The following is a 15,279-nucleotide window of genomic DNA, read 5'->3' as shown; positions in this document are numbered from 1 at the left end:
GCTTGGCTACAATGAAGGATGTTGCCCGTCTGGCGGGCGTTTCTACTTCGACAGTCTCTCACGTAATTAATAAGGATCGCTTTGTTAGCGAGACTATTACCGGGAAAGTCGAAGCAGCAATTAAAGAATTAAACTACGCGCCTTCCGCCCTGGCGCGTAGCCTGAAGATAAATCAGACCCGCACGATAGGTATGCTGATCACCGCCAGTACCAACCCTTTTTATTCAGAACTTGTTCGCGGCGTGGAGCGTAGCTGCTTTGAGCGGGGCTATAGCCTGGTGTTATGCAATACCGAAGGCGATGAGCAACGTATGAACCGTAATCTGGAAACGCTGATGCAAAAGCGGGTTGATGGTTTACTGCTGCTTTGTACCGAAACACATCAGCCTTCCAGGGAGATCATGCAGCGCTACCCTTCCATTCCGACAGTCATGATGGACTGGTCTCCCTTTGATGGTGAAGGTGAAAGCGATCTGATTCAGGATAACTCGCTGTTAGGCGGGGATTTAGCGACGCAGTACCTGATCGATAAAGGCTTTACACGTATTGCGTGTATTACCGGGCCGCTGGATAAAACACCGGCGCGTTTGCGACTGGAAGGCTACCGGGCGGCGATGAACCGTGCCGGACTGATTGTCCCGGAAGGTTACGAGATAACCGGTGATTTTGAGTTTGGCGGTGGGTTTGAAGCGATGCAAACACTACTGTCACATCAGGAACGGCCGCAAGCGGTCTTCACGGGTAACGATGCAATGGCCGTTGGTGCTTATCAGGCGCTATATCAGGCAGGATTGCGTATACCACAGGATATGGCGGTGATTGGTTATGACGACATTGAACTGGCGCGCTATATGACGCCACCGCTCACCACGATTCATCAAGCCAAAGATGAGTTGGGCGAACTGGCCATCGATGTGTTAATTCATCGTATGGCTCAGCCCGAATTACACCAGCAGCGCTTGCAGCTTACTCCGGTTTTGATGGCGCGGGGGTCGGTGTAGACGTATGCCGCTCTTTGATCAGATTGCGACCGTCTTTGGTTTTTAGCAGTATGAACATGAGTGCGGATACCACGGTAATCGCGCCCATCGTCATAAAGGTATAATGGAACTGCTCAACCGTGTTGGTGCCTTCCATTCCTTCATAAATGCGCAGCACGGCGGCGCTGATGGCGACCCCTAAACTGATAGAAAGTTGTTGTGTGACAGCCAGTACGCTATTCCCGCTACTGGCATTGTCATCGGTCAGGTCGGCAAGCGTGATAGTGTTCATGGCGGTAAACTGGGTAGACATCGCCATCCCCAGCACAAACAGCGGCAGAATCAGCATCCACACTGGCATCGCGGGAGATTGCAGGGAAAACTGAGCAATCATCAGGCCGATAAATACGGTAATCCCCACCAGTGTTTTCCGGTATCCAAGGCGACGTAGCACCTGCGTAACGGTCGATTTAGCCAGAATGGAACCCAACGCCGTCGGCGCCATCATACAACCGGCAATCAGCGCCGGATAACCGAACCCCACCTGTAGCATGAGCGGCATTAAGAAAGGAACACAGCCTGTACCCAGGCGCGTCGCGAGATTTCCTGCAATACCGACAGAAAAGGTTCGCGTTTTGAAAATAGGCAGGGCGATTAACGGTGTTGGATGGCGACGAGCATGACGAATATACGTCAGTAGCAACACAACACTGAAAGCAATAATGCTCAGCGCTATCCAGCTTGCGACAATCTTCTCGCCAAATAACTCCATTCCGCTGGAAAACAACACCAGGCTCAAGCCAAAAAGAAAGAAGCCGGTCATATCGAAGCTGCGACGTGGCGTCGTAAAGTTAGGCATGTACTTGCGTGCATACACAATACCGGCCACGCCAATAGGAATATTAATCAGGAAGATCCAGTGCCAGCTTGCCCAGGTGACCAGCACGCCTCCCAGTACGGGGCCGAGGATTGGGCCGACCAGGCCGGGCATCGTAACAAAGTTGAGCACAGGGAGCAGTTCACTGCGGGGATATGCCCGCAATAATGCCAGACGGGCGACCGGCATCATCATTGCGCCGCCGATCCCTTGTATTACGCGAAAAATGACCAGTTGGGTTAACGACCCCGAAAGTGCACATGCCAGAGAGCCAAACGTAAATAAACCAACGGCAATCATAAAAATGCGGCGAGTGCCAAAACGGTCTGCCAGCCACCCACTCACCGGAATCAACATGGCGACCGTTAGGGTGTAGCTGATAATGGCAGACTGCATCGCCAGAGGGGAACGGTTAAGGCTCTGCGCAATGGCGGGGAGGGCTGTATTAAGGATCGTGGCGTCCAGGGCCTGCATAAAAAAGGCCATGGCCGCTATCCACGGCAACCCGGCCATACTGCGCGCTTTTTTTTCTGACATTCAGTCTCTCGTTATTTGTCTGGTAGCTCGTTTGGCGCAATGAGTAATGCCTGACAAGCTTTGAAGGCGAGATCGCCATCGCTTTCTTCTATTGCATCCACAATGGCCTGGTGCAAATCAAGCTTCACCACGTCGTTATAAGTAATAGAGGTAAAGTAGGTGTGGTAGACCGAATGGAATAAGGTCGCAAAAGAGATAAGAAAGGGATTCGCACTCATCTCGTAGATATGCTCATGCCAGGCCATATCGACTTCAACCCAGCGCTCACGCTTAAAGTTCTTTTTCAGCGCGACCATCTCTTCCATTAATGCGTTCAGATATGCCTTCTGCTCAGCAGTACCTATTGTTGCTGCCAACAAACACGCCTGAGGTTCCAGGCTAATGCGCATCACCAGAAAATGTTCAATGACCTGATGGACGTTTTCTTCTGTCATCCACCAGGTGAGCAACTCCTGATCGAGAAAATTCCAGTTTGCCTGTGGCATCACCCGCGTACCAATGCGCGGGCGTGGTAAAACCATACCTTTGGCGGTTAATGTTTTCACGGCTTCACGCACTGCGGTACGACTTACGCCAAATTGTGAACCTAACTCTATTTCACCGGGCAGAATGGTGCCTGGGGCGTATTCACCTTTTAATATCCGCTGCGCCAGCTTTTCGGCCAGAACATAGGAAAGATTTTTCTGTGCGGCTAACTGTTGTGCGCTTAAAGACATGAATGGTCTTCCTTTCTCGAATTCTCACTCTTTAGTATGCCACCTGGAAGTGTGATTGCGGCTGCAAAAACGACAATTTGCTTATTTTGTGGCATCTTAATGGCTGTTTTGGTGAAAAAAGAGACAGTCAGAAAGTTATTTTAAATTTCCACTTGTCAGCCTGAAATAACTCCCTATAATGCGCCTCCACTGACACGGAACAACGGCACGCAAGCCGCCGGGTCAGCGGGGTTCCACTGAGAACTCCGGCAGAGAAAGCAAAAATAAATGCTTGACTCTGCAGCGGGATGGCGTAATATGCACACCCCGCGCCGCTGAGAAAAAGCGAAGCGGCACTGCTCTTTAACAATTTATCAGACAATCTGTGTGGGCACTCGAAGATACGGATTCTTAACGTCGCAAGACGAAAAATGAATACCAAGTCTCAAGAGTGAACATACGTAATTCATTACGAAGTTTAATTCACGAGCATCAAACTTAAATTGAAGAGTTTGATCATGGCTCAGATTGAACGCTGGCGGCAGGCCTAACACATGCAAGTCGAACGGTAGCACAGAGGAGCTTGCTCCTTGGGTGACGAGTGGCGGACGGGTGAGTAATGTCTGGGAAACTGCCCGATGGAGGGGGATAACTACTGGAAACGGTAGCTAATACCGCATAACGTCGCAAGACCAAAGAGGGGGACCTTCGGGCCTCTTGCCATCGGATGTGCCCAGATGGGATTAGCTAGTAGGTGGGGTAACGGCTCACCTAGGCGACGATCCCTAGCTGGTCTGAGAGGATGACCAGCCACACTGGAACTGAGACACGGTCCAGACTCCTACGGGAGGCAGCAGTGGGGAATATTGCACAATGGGCGCAAGCCTGATGCAGCCATGCCGCGTGTATGAAGAAGGCCTTCGGGTTGTAAAGTACTTTCAGCGAGGAGGAAGGCAATACGGTTAATAACCGTGTTGATTGACGTTACTCGCAGAAGAAGCACCGGCTAACTCCGTGCCAGCAGCCGCGGTAATACGGAGGGTGCAAGCGTTAATCGGAATTACTGGGCGTAAAGCGCACGCAGGCGGTCTGTCAAGTCGGATGTGAAATCCCCGGGCTCAACCTGGGAACTGCATCCGAAACTGGCAGGCTAGAGTCTTGTAGAGGGGGGTAGAATTCCAGGTGTAGCGGTGAAATGCGTAGAGATCTGGAGGAATACCGGTGGCGAAGGCGGCCCCCTGGACAAAGACTGACGCTCAGGTGCGAAAGCGTGGGGAGCAAACAGGATTAGATACCCTGGTAGTCCACGCCGTAAACGATGTCGACTTGGAGGTTGTTCCCTTGAGGAGTGGCTTCCGGAGCTAACGCGTTAAGTCGACCGCCTGGGGAGTACGGCCGCAAGGTTAAAACTCAAATGAATTGACGGGGGCCCGCACAAGCGGTGGAGCATGTGGTTTAATTCGATGCAACGCGAAGAACCTTACCTACTCTTGACATCCACGGAATTTAGCAGAGATGCTTTAGTGCCTTCGGGAACCGTGAGACAGGTGCTGCATGGCTGTCGTCAGCTCGTGTTGTGAAATGTTGGGTTAAGTCCCGCAACGAGCGCAACCCTTATCCTTTGTTGCCAGCGGTTCGGCCGGGAACTCAAAGGAGACTGCCAGTGATAAACTGGAGGAAGGTGGGGATGACGTCAAGTCATCATGGCCCTTACGAGTAGGGCTACACACGTGCTACAATGGCATATACAAAGAGAAGCGACCTCGCGAGAGCAAGCGGACCTCATAAAGTATGTCGTAGTCCGGATCGGAGTCTGCAACTCGACTCCGTGAAGTCGGAATCGCTAGTAATCGTGGATCAGAATGCCACGGTGAATACGTTCCCGGGCCTTGTACACACCGCCCGTCACACCATGGGAGTGGGTTGCAAAAGAAGTAGGTAGCTTAACCTTCGGGAGGGCGCTTACCACTTTGTGATTCATGACTGGGGTGAAGTCGTAACAAGGTAACCGTAGGGGAACCTGCGGTTGGATCACCTCCTTACCTTAAAGAACCTGCCTTTGTAGTGCTCACACAGATTGTCTGATGAAAAGTAAATAGCAAGGCGTCTTGCGATTGAGACTTCAGTGTCCCCTTCGTCTAGAGGCCCAGGACACCGCCCTTTCACGGCGGTAACAGGGGTTCGAATCCCCTAGGGGACGCCACTTGCTGGTTCGTGAGTGAAAGTCACCTGCCGTAATATCTCAAAACTGACTTACGAGTCATGTTTGAGATATTTGCTCTTTAAAAATCTGGATCAAGCTGAAAATTGAAACGACACACTGTGTCTGTTCTCCGTAATAAGAACAGGCAAGCGGTGTGTTCGAGTCTCTCAAATTTTCGCAACACGATGTGTTTTACGAAACACCTTCGGGTTGTGAGGTTAAGCGACTAAGCGTACACGGTGGATGCCCTGGCAGTCAGAGGCGATGAAGGACGTGCTAATCTGCGATAAGCGTCGGTAAGGTGATATGAACCGTTATAACCGGCGATTTCCGAATGGGGAAACCCAGTGTGATTCGTCACACTATCATTACGTGAATACATAGCGTAATGAAGCGAACCGGGGGAACTGAAACATCTAAGTACCCCGAGGAAAAGAAATCAACCGAGATTCCCCCAGTAGCGGCGAGCGAACGGGGAGCAGCCCAGAGTCTGAATCAGCATGTGTGGTAGTGGAACGGTCTGGAAAGTCCGGCGATACAGGGTGATAGCCCCGTACACAAAATCGCATGTGTTGTGAACTCGAAGAGTAGGGCGGGACACGTGGTATCCTGTCTGAATATGGGGGGACCATCCTCCAAGGCTAAATACTCCTGACTGACCGATAGTGAACCAGTACCGTGAGGGAAAGGCGAAAAGAACCCCGGCGAGGGGAGTGAAAAAGAACCTGAAACCGTGTACGTACAAGCAGTGGGAGCCTCTTTAATGGGGTGACTGCGTACCTTTTGTATAATGGGTCAGCGACTTATATTCTGTAGCAAGGTTAACCGAATAGGGGAGCCGAAGGGAAACCGAGTCTTAACTGGGCGTTAAGTTGCAGGGTATAGACCCGAAACCCGGTGATCTAGCCATGGGCAGGTTGAAGGTTGGGTAACACTAACTGGAGGACCGAACCGACTAATGTTGAAAAATTAGCGGATGACTTGTGGCTGGGGGTGAAAGGCCAATCAAACCGGGAGATAGCTGGTTCTCCCCGAAAGCTATTTAGGTAGCGCCTCGTGAACTCATCTTCGGGGGTAGAGCACTGTTTCGGCTAGGGGGTCATCCCGACTTACCAACCCGATGCAAACTGCGAATACCGAAGAATGTTATCACGGGAGACACACGGCGGGTGCTAACGTCCGTCGTGAAGAGGGAAACAACCCAGACCGCCAGCTAAGGTCCCAAAGTCACAGTTAAGTGGGAAACGATGTGGGAAGGCACAGACAGCCAGGATGTTGGCTTAGAAGCAGCCATCATTTAAAGAAAGCGTAATAGCTCACTGGTCGAGTCGGCCTGCGCGGAAGATGTAACGGGGCTAAACTGTGCACCGAAGCTGCGGCAGCGACACTATGTGTTGTTGGGTAGGGGAGCGTTCTGTAAGCCGTTGAAGGTGGCCTGTGAGGGTTGCTGGAGGTATCAGAAGTGCGAATGCTGACATAAGTAACGATAATGCGGGTGAAAAGCCCGCACGCCGGAAGACCAAGGGTTCCTGTCCAACGTTAATCGGGGCAGGGTGAGTCGACCCCTAAGGCGAGGCCGAAAGGCGTAGTCGATGGGAAACAGGTTAATATTCCTGTACTTGGTGTTACTGCGAAGGGGGGACGGAGAAGGCTATGTTGGCCGGGCGACGGTTGTCCCGGTTTAAGCATGTAGGCGGAGCGTTTAGGTAAATCCGGACGCTTATTAACGCTGAGGTGTGATGACGAGGCACTACGGTGCTGAAGTAACAAATGCCCTGCTTCCAGGAAAAGCCTCTAAGCATCAGGTAACACAAAATCGTACCCCAAACCGACACAGGTGGTCAGGTAGAGAATACCAAGGCGCTTGAGAGAACTCGGGTGAAGGAACTAGGCAAAATGGTGCCGTAACTTCGGGAGAAGGCACGCTGATATGTAGGTGAAGCGACTTGCTCGTGGAGCTGAAATCAGTCGAAGATACCAGCTGGCTGCAACTGTTTATTAAAAACACAGCACTGTGCAAACACGAAAGTGGACGTATACGGTGTGACGCCTGCCCGGTGCCGGAAGGTTAATTGATGGGGTTATCCTTAGGGAGAAGCTCTTGATCGAAGCCCCGGTAAACGGCGGCCGTAACTATAACGGTCCTAAGGTAGCGAAATTCCTTGTCGGGTAAGTTCCGACCTGCACGAATGGCGTAATGATGGCCAGGCTGTCTCCACCCGAGACTCAGTGAAATTGAACTCGCTGTGAAGATGCAGTGTACCCGCGGCAAGACGGAAAGACCCCGTGAACCTTTACTATAGCTTGACACTGAACACTGGTCCTTGATGTGTAGGATAGGTGGGAGGCTTTGAAGTGTGGACGCCAGTCTGCATGGAGCCAACCTTGAAATACCACCCTTTAATGGCTGGTGTTCTAACGTAGACCCGTGATCCGGGTTGCGGACAGTGTCTGGTGGGTAGTTTGACTGGGGCGGTCTCCTCCTAAAGAGTAACGGAGGAGCACGAAGGTTAGCTAATCCTGGTCGGACATCAGGAGGTTAGTGCAAAGGCATAAGCTAGCTTGACTGCGAGAGTGACGGCTCGAGCAGGTGCGAAAGCAGGTCTTAGTGATCCGGTGGTTCTGAATGGAAGGGCCATCGCTCAACGGATAAAAGGTACTCCGGGGATAACAGGCTGATACCGCCCAAGAGTTCATATCGACGGCGGTGTTTGGCACCTCGATGTCGGCTCATCACATCCTGGGGCTGAAGTAGGTCCCAAGGGTATGGCTGTTCGCCATTTAAAGTGGTACGCGAGCTGGGTTTAGAACGTCGTGAGACAGTTCGGTCCCTATCTGCCGTGGGCGCTGGAGAATTGAGGGGGGCTGCTCCTAGTACGAGAGGACCGGAGTGGACGCATCACTGGTGTTCGGGTTGTCATGCCAATGGCATTGCCCGGTAGCTAAATGCGGAAGAGATAAGTGCTGAAAGCATCTAAGCACGAAACTTGCCCCGAGATGAGTTCTCCCTGAGACAATAAGTCTCCTGAAGGAACGTTGAAGACTACGACGTTGATAGGTCGGGTGTGTAAGTGTAGCGATACATTGAGCTAACCGATACTAATGAACCGTGAGGCTTAACCTTACAACGCCAAAGGTGTTTTGGTGAAAGAAAGACATCAATATCAGCTTGATACAGATTAAATTAACGCGCAGAGAAGCGAGTTAATAACAGAATTTGCCTGGCGGCTGTAGCGCGGTGGTCCCACCTGACCCCATGCCGAACTCAGAAGTGAAACGCCGTAGCGCCGATGGTAGTGTGGGGTCTCCCCATGCGAGAGTAGGGAACTGCCAGGCATCAAATTAAGCAGTAACCGGAGTTTCCGGTAGTTGTAGAAAAATTCGGTGGAGCGGTAGTTCAGTTGGTTAGAATACCTGCCTGTCACGCAGGGGGTCGCGGGTTCGAGTCCCGTCCGTTCCGCCACTTATTAGAAAATTAGGCCTGCTATTTTAGCAGGCTTAATGATAAGAAAATTTAGGGGCGTAGCTCAGTTGGTAGAGCACCGGTCTCCAAAACCGGGTGTCGCGAGTTCGAGTCTCTCCGCCCCTGCCAGAAATAATCCTTAGCATTTTTGCTAAGGATTTTTTTTGCCTGAAATTTGCCTGGACGTAGTGTCCACATTACCTGTCATTGTATTTCACCCGGCATCCTTGCCAGATCCAACGACCTTAATCTTCCAGTACGTTTGTTTTTAGAAGATCGCGAATTAACGCATTTTTATCGCTATTTTGTAACCATATTGCATATAACGGTCGTGAAAGCGTTGAGCTATCGGTAACCGTGTGGAGTCCACCTTTCTCTTTGGCCCAGGTCACCGGTAGCCAACTGCAACCGTTGAGGGGAGAAAGTTGCTGCCGTGCGAGTTCTGCTGAACTGGTTGTGAGTACGGGGACTTCATCACTCGCAATCAATCCGGTTTCATGTTGTTGAAAGTCTGGGCCCCATTCAAGACGCAAGTAATTCAACTCGTCTTTTGTTCGTGATGGCGCGGTGCAGTAAAGCGCTAGTGTGAAGTGGCCAAGAAGCTGGCTACTAAATTCGTCCATTTTGGGCGCTTCAGTGGTAATCAGCAGATCCAGTTGTCGCTCATGGAGTTGCTTAACTAACGACTGTCTCTGAGCGATTCTGGCCTCAAATTGTAGACTGGTTTGCGGGTCCTGAGACTGGTACAAACGCCCCAGCCAGTCATTTAGCATGCACTCCCAAAGAGAGGCACTGGCACCGATAGAAAATTCATTATGCCGTGACGTATGTGCGACCTCTTTGCGTGCGGCCTGCCACGTGTTCATCAGTGTTTCTGCATAAGGCAGAAGCTTCTCTCCGGCCGCAGTTAAACGGATATTGTTTCTGTGGCGAGTGAACAGGTTCACACCAAGCTGATTTTCCAGTTGTCTAATACGAAAACTTACTGCTGATTGAGTCAGATAGAGTGCTTCAGCTGCACGACCAAAGTGGCGTGTCCGACTCACTTCCAGGAAAGTTTTCAACAATTCCGTATCCACAATGCGCTCCACAAAATTATTTGTCGTTATGATTTAAATCTTTTGTTTTACACTCTGTCAAGCGTAACTAATACTCCGCGCCATAAATAGCTCGGCCAAAGAATTAGGAGCGTGCAGGATGGCGGAAAGCTTTACGACGACTAATCGATATTTCGACAATAAGTATTATCCTCGTGGATTCTCTCGTCATGGTGATTTCACCATCAAAGAGGCACAACTGCTTGAACGTCATGGTTATGCCTTTAATGAGCTGGATCTGGGTAAACGAGAGCCAGTCACAGAAGAAGAAAAACTGTTTGTCGCGGTATGTCGTGGCGAACGTGAACCTGTTACAGAGGCTGAACGCGTTTGGTCTAAATACATGACGCGTATCAAGCGTCCCAAGCGTTTCCACACGCTGTCTGGTGGTAAGCCGCAGATGGAAGGTGCTGAAGATTACACCGAATCTGACGATTAATAAAAAAGGGCATTTTGCCCTTTTTTTATGCCAGCAATTTCTGCAGGTGAATGAGCAGTCTGTCTATCGCCCGGTAGCCGACAGCTTCTTGTAAGTGCTGTCGTTTAATACTGTCTGAGTGCTCTATATCGGCAATGGTACGTGCCACTTTCAGCAATCGTTGCCAGGCGCGTACAGATAACCCCAACTGCATCAGCGTTTCCTCAAGCCAGTGTGCATCATCACTGAGCAAATGGCAGTACTTCCGAATTTCCTGAGTATTCATTTGCGCGTTTAATTTCCCCTGTCGTTTGTACTGACGTTCCTGGGCCGCGATAACACGTTGTTTAACCGTAAAACTATCCTCTCCTTTGGCTATCGACTGGCTGAGAATGCCAGGTGGCGGGAGTGGGATCTCAAGAGAAAGATCAAAGCGATCGAGAAAAGGGCCGGATAGACGGTTGAGATAGCGCAGTGTCTGCTCAGGCGAACAGCGATTATGGTTTCCCTGATAGTGACCTGTGGGACTAGGATTCATGGCAGCAATCAACTGAAAACGCGCTGGATAGGTAATTTTCGCTCGCGTGCGGGAAAGATGAATTTTCCCGGACTCAATAGGTTCCCGCAGCGCGTCCAGCGTACGTCGCTCAAATTCAGGCAGTTCATCGAGAAACAGAATGCCATTGTGTGCCAGCGAGATTTCTCCTGGGGCGGGTATTGAGCCACCACCGACCATGGCGGCTAATGATGCACTGTGGTGAGGTGAGCGAAACGGGCGCTGCTTCCAGTGCTTTTGCACGGTGTCAGAATTGACCAGACTGAGAATCGCTGCGCTTTCCAGTGCTTCTTCGTTGCTGAGCGGCGGAAGCAGCCCATTTAAGCGGCTGGCAAGCATGGTTTTTCCTGTTCCTGGGGGGCCTATCAGCAGCAAGTTATGGCCACCTACTGCAGTAATTTCCAGTCCTCGCTTACCTTGTTCCTGGCCGATGACATCACTGAGGTCATCCGACGATGCACCGGAAGTCAAATCTTCTGTTACAGGCCTTTCAAGGTCATGCTTACCCTCCAGAAATGCGCATACAGATTGTAAATGATCGGCTATCAGGCACCCCTCGCCACTGATTAAGCCAACTTCAGCGGCATTTTCACTGGCGACAATAATCCTTCTGCCAGCACGAATCGCTTCTGTTGCGCTCGAAATCGCTCCCGGAACGCCACGTAACGCCCCTGTAAGCGCCAATTCACCTACCAATTCATATTCGCTAAGTTTATGCGTTGCAAGCTGTTCTGATGCGGTCAGAAGCGCGACAGCAATCGGTAAATCATATCTCCCTCCTTCTTTGGGGAGATCGGCCGGGGCGAGGTTTATCGTGATTTTCTTCGCCGGAAATTCATACCCACTATTGATAATGGCGCTGCGCACCCGATCCCGGGCCTCTTTTACGGTGGTTTCCGGTAATCCCACCATGGTTAAACCGGGAAGACCATTGCTGATATGGACTTCGATAGTGATAGGGGGGGCATTAACGCCAAGGGCGGCGCGAGTGTGAACAATTGAAAGTGACATAACTCCTCCTGATACAGCCATTATGTCGAAGTTAATGACGACAATATTTTGCTAAATAGCGTTTTTTAGCGACTGATTCATGAGATTTTGTGCAACTTTGCAAAGGCAGGCTGATGTTCGGAATACCGTTCGCAAAAGGGAACATACGCGAGATTTCAGGGGAAAATGGCTGTTCAGTGGGAAAGAATATGAAATATTTTCACTTTTTATTTTTCTTATACAAAACAATATGTTTTTGCTAAACCGTTAGCTGTGTCAGAAAAAAGAGAATAAAAATATCTTGTGCTATTTGTGAAATCTATGGTAACTCTTTAGGCATTCCTTCGAACAAGATGCAAGAATATACGAAAATGACAGCCCTTCTACGAGTGATTAGCCTGGTCGTGATTAGCGTGGTGGTGATTATTATCCCACCGTGCGGGGCTGCACTTGGACGAGGAAAGGCTTAAGAATCAAGCCTTAACGAACTAAGACCCCCGCACCGAAAGGTCCGGGGGTTTTTTTTGACCTTAAAAACATAACCGAGGAGCAGAAAATGAATAACAGCATAAAATTCTGTTTCTCCAAATTTATGGCGGGGAAGTAACTATGAATGGGGCGCAATGGGTAGTACATGCTTTGCGAGCACAGGGTGTTAAAACCGTTTTTGGTTATCCCGGTGGCGCAATTATGCCGGTTTACGATGCGTTGTATGACGGCGGCGTGGAACACCTGTTGTGCCGACACGAGCAGGGGGCTGTTATGGCAGCTATCGGGTATGCGCGTTCGACCGGTAAAACCGGCGTCTGTATCGCAACCTCCGGACCAGGAGCGACCAATCTGATCACCGGTCTTGCGGATGCGCTGTTAGATTCCGTTCCCGTTGTCGCCATTACTGGCCAGGTTTCTGCGCCTTTCATTGGCACCGATGCTTTTCAGGAAGTGGACGTGTTAGGGCTGTCCCTGGCCTGCACCAAACACAGCTTCCTGGTGCCGTCGCTGGAAGAGTTGCCCCGTATCATGTCCGACGCCTTCAGGATCGCGAATTCTGGACGGCCAGGCCCCGTTCTGGTTGATATCCCTAAAGATATCCAACTGGCCAACGGTTCTCTTGAGCCCTATTTTTCCACTGTGAAAAATGATGTTACGTTTCCGCACGCTGATGTTGAACAGGCGTGTCGAATGATAGCGCAAGCGCAAAAGCCGATGCTGTACGTCGGGGGCGGAGTGGGGATGGCGCAGGCGGTACCCGCGTTGCGTGAATTTCTCGATGCGACCCGTATGCCAGTCACCTGCACGTTGAAAGGGCTTGGCGCTGTCGATGCAGACTATCCGTATTATCTTGGCATGCTGGGGATGCATGGCACGAAAGCGGCAAACTTTGCGGTGCAGGAATGCGATCTGCTGGTGGCTGTCGGTGCGCGTTTTGATGACCGGGTGACCGGCAAGCTGAATACCTTCGCGCCCAATGCCTGCGTGATTCACATGGATATCGACCCCGCAGAAATGAACAAGCTGCGTCAGGCGCACGTCGCCCTTCAGGGCGATCTGAATACCCTGCTGCCAGCTCTGCAGCAGTCGTTGAATATTGAGGACTGGCGTCAGCATTGCGCTCAACTGCGCACCGAGCATAGCTGGCGCTATGATCACCCTGGTGACGCAATCTATGCCCCGCTGTTGTTGAAGCAGTTGTCAGATCGTAAACCGGCAGACAGCGTCGTGACGACGGATGTGGGTCAACATCAGATGTGGTCGGCGCAGCATATGACCTATACCCGCCCGGAAAACTTTATCACCTCCAGCGGCCTGGGAACGATGGGTTTCGGCCTGCCAGCGGCGGTGGGCGCACAAGTGGCGCGACCGGATGACACCGTTATCTGTATCTCCGGTGACGGTTCCTTCATGATGAATGTGCAGGAACTGGGCACCGTAAAACGCAAGCAGTTACCGTTGAAAATCGTCTTACTCGATAATCAGCGTTTAGGGATGGTACGACAATGGCAGCAACTGTTTTTTCAGGAACGCTATAGCGAAACCACCCTTACCGATAATCCCGATTTCCTCATGTTAGCCAGCGCCTTCGGCATTCCTGGCCAACACATCACCCGTAAAGACCAGGTTGAAGCGGCACTCGACACCATGCTGAACAGCGAGGGGCCTTACCTGCTTCATGTCTCAATCGACGAGCTTGAGAATGTCTGGCCCCTGGTGCCGCCCGGTGCCAGTAACTCAGAAATGCTGGAGAAATTATCATGATGCAACATCAGGTTAATGTGGCGGCGCGTTTCAGCCCGGAAACGTTAGAGCGTGTTTTACGTGTGGTACGTCATCGCGGTTTTCAGGTGTGCGCTATGAATATGGAAACAGCCAGCGATGCGCAGAATATAAATATCGAATTGACCGTTGCCAGCCCCCGGTCGGTCGACTTACTGTTTAGTCAGTTAAGTAAACTGGTAGACGTTGCACATGTTGCCATTTGCCAGAGCACAACCACATCACAACAGATCCGCGCCTGAGCGCAAAAGGAAGAAAAATGACGACGAAAAAAGCTGATTACATTTGGTCCAATGGCGAGATGATTCGTTGGGAAGATGCGAAAGTTCACGTAATGTCCCACGCGTTGCACTACGGTACGTCAGTGTTTGAAGGGATCCGTTGCTACGACTCTCACAAAGGCCCCGTGGTATTCCGCCATCGTGAACATATGCAGCGCCTTCGCGACTCAGCAAAAATTTATCGTTTCCCGGTGACTCAGAGCGTTGATGAGTTAATGGAAGCCTGCCGCGCCGTTATCCGCAAAAACAATCTGACCAGCGCGTATATCCGCCCGCTGGTCTTTGTGGGCGATGTGGGGATGGGCGTTAACCCGCCAGCAGGATACACCACTGATGTGATCATCGCCGCGTTCCCGTGGGGCGCCTATCTGGGCGCTGAAGCGCTGGAGCAGGGGATCGATGCGATGGTTTCTTCCTGGAACCGCGTTGCGCCAAACACCATTCCGACCGCCGCAAAAGCGGGCGGTAACTATCTTTCTTCTCTGCTGGTGGGTAGCGAAGCGCGTCGCCACGGTTATCAGGAAGGGATTGCGCTGGATGTGAACGGCTACATTTCTGAAGGTGCAGGCGAGAACCTGTTTGAAGTGAAAGATGGCATTCTGTTCACCCCGCCGTTCACCTCGTCCGCGCTGCCGGGCATTACGCGTGATGCGATCATCAAGCTGGCAAAAGAGCTGGATATCGAAGTGCGTGAGCAAGTGCTGTCCCGTGAATCTCTGTATCTGGCGGATGAAGTGTTCATGTCCGGAACCGCAGCAGAAATCACCCCTGTGCGCAGCGTAGACGGCATCCAGGTCGGTGAAGGTCGCTGTGGCCCGGTCACCAAACGCATCCAGCAAGCATTCTTTGGCCTCTTCACCGGTGAAACGGAAGATAAATGGGGCTGGTTGGATCAAGTTAATTCATAA

General features: G+C 51.3%; 11 protein-coding genes, 3 tRNA genes and 3 rRNA genes. 13 read left to right on the top strand and 4 right to left on the bottom strand.

From position 1 onward, the window contains the following. Positions 1-2: 2 nt before the first annotated feature. Positions 3-1,001, top strand: coding sequence for a ribose operon transcriptional repressor RbsR (gene rbsR, locus ACO7SM_RS21760; RefSeq protein WP_490469186.1), 999 nt, complete (start codon positions 3-5; stop codon positions 999-1,001). Here the strand turns inward: rbsR and mdtD are convergent. After that, complete coding sequence (gene mdtD / locus ACO7SM_RS21755) at positions 967-2,394, bottom strand: multidrug transporter subunit MdtD (protein ID WP_490469185.1); 1,428 nt, start codon at positions 2,392-2,394, stop codon at positions 967-969. The two genes, rbsR and mdtD, sit on opposite strands and share 35 nt — an antisense overlap. A gap of 11 nt (positions 2,395-2,405) precedes the next feature. Beyond that, on the bottom strand, positions 2,406-3,110 hold the full coding sequence (locus ACO7SM_RS21750) for a FadR/GntR family transcriptional regulator (RefSeq protein ID WP_490469184.1): 705 nt from the start codon (positions 3,108-3,110) through the stop codon (positions 2,406-2,408). 479 nt (positions 3,111-3,589) lie between these two features. Here ACO7SM_RS21750 and ACO7SM_RS21745 point away from each other — a divergent pair. From ACO7SM_RS21745 to ACO7SM_RS21720, 6 genes are all read left to right on the top strand, one after another. Next, a 16S ribosomal RNA gene (locus ACO7SM_RS21745) occupies positions 3,590-5,131 on the top strand. A gap of 85 nt (positions 5,132-5,216) precedes the next feature. Beyond that, positions 5,217-5,292, top strand: a tRNA-Glu gene (locus tag ACO7SM_RS21740). A gap of 216 nt (positions 5,293-5,508) precedes the next feature. Beyond that, positions 5,509-8,416: ribosomal RNA gene (locus ACO7SM_RS21735) — 23S ribosomal RNA — on the top strand. Positions 8,417-8,512: 96 nt separating this feature from the next. Further along, positions 8,513-8,628: ribosomal RNA gene (gene rrf / locus ACO7SM_RS21730) — 5S ribosomal RNA — on the top strand. The 16S, 23S and 5S rRNA genes sit together here with 3 tRNA genes alongside, the layout of an rRNA operon. Positions 8,629-8,678: 50 nt before the next feature. After that, a tRNA-Asp gene (locus ACO7SM_RS21725) sits at positions 8,679-8,755 on the top strand. A gap of 53 nt (positions 8,756-8,808) precedes the next feature. Further along, positions 8,809-8,884, top strand: a tRNA-Trp gene (locus ACO7SM_RS21720). Positions 8,885-9,000: 116 nt separating this feature from the next. On the opposite strand, the gene hdfR is transcribed toward ACO7SM_RS21720, so the two are convergent. After that, positions 9,001-9,846 (bottom strand): HTH-type transcriptional regulator HdfR, encoded by an 846-nt coding sequence (gene hdfR, locus ACO7SM_RS21715; RefSeq protein WP_490469183.1) that lies wholly within the window; start codon positions 9,844-9,846, stop codon positions 9,001-9,003. A 106-nt stretch (positions 9,847-9,952) separates the two neighbouring features. Here hdfR and maoP point away from each other — a divergent pair, with 106 nt between their 5' ends. Beyond that, a complete protein-coding gene (gene maoP, locus ACO7SM_RS21710; RefSeq protein WP_042326051.1) occupies positions 9,953-10,291 on the top strand; it encodes a macrodomain Ori organization protein MaoP in 339 nt (112 codons plus the stop codon). A 25-nt stretch (positions 10,292-10,316) separates the two neighbouring features. Here maoP and ACO7SM_RS21705 read toward each other — a convergent pair whose 3' ends face one another. Next, a complete protein-coding gene (locus ACO7SM_RS21705) occupies positions 10,317-11,837 on the bottom strand; it encodes a YifB family Mg chelatase-like AAA ATPase (RefSeq protein ID WP_490469182.1) in 1,521 nt (506 codons plus the stop codon). Positions 11,838-12,187: 350 nt separating this feature from the next. On the opposite strand from ACO7SM_RS21705, the gene ilvL reads away from it, so the two are divergent. The 5 genes from ilvL to ACO7SM_RS21680 all read left to right on the top strand — a co-directional run bounded on the left by ilvL (position 12,188) and on the right by ACO7SM_RS21680 (position 15,279). Beyond that, complete coding sequence (gene ilvL / locus ACO7SM_RS21700; RefSeq protein WP_001311244.1) at positions 12,188-12,286, top strand: ilv operon leader peptide; 99 nt, start codon at positions 12,188-12,190, stop codon at positions 12,284-12,286. Positions 12,287-12,372: 86 nt separating this feature from the next. Then, positions 12,373-12,423 (top strand): peptide IlvX, encoded by a 51-nt coding sequence (ilvX, locus tag ACO7SM_RS21695; RefSeq protein WP_203361354.1) that lies wholly within the window; start codon positions 12,373-12,375, stop codon positions 12,421-12,423. Positions 12,424-12,425: 2 nt separating this feature from the next. Continuing rightward, positions 12,426-14,072 carry an acetolactate synthase 2 catalytic subunit gene (ilvG, locus tag ACO7SM_RS21690; RefSeq protein WP_490469181.1) on the top strand — a complete coding sequence of 549 codons (1,647 nt, stop codon included), beginning with the start codon at positions 12,426-12,428 and terminating at the stop codon, positions 14,070-14,072. Further along, a complete protein-coding gene (gene ilvM / locus ACO7SM_RS21685) occupies positions 14,069-14,332 on the top strand; it encodes an acetolactate synthase 2 small subunit (protein WP_192613994.1) in 264 nt (87 codons plus the stop codon). Before ilvG ends, ilvM begins: the two co-directional genes overlap by 4 nt. 17 nt (positions 14,333-14,349) lie before the next feature. After that, a complete protein-coding gene (locus ACO7SM_RS21680; RefSeq protein WP_490469180.1) occupies positions 14,350-15,279 on the top strand; it encodes a branched-chain amino acid transaminase in 930 nt (309 codons plus the stop codon).

The sequence above is a fragment of the Citrobacter sp. LJND-P06 genome, assembly GCF_058188415.1.
The sequence above is the reverse complement of the archived record's forward strand: the minus strand, read 5'-3'. Positions and strand labels throughout refer to the sequence as shown.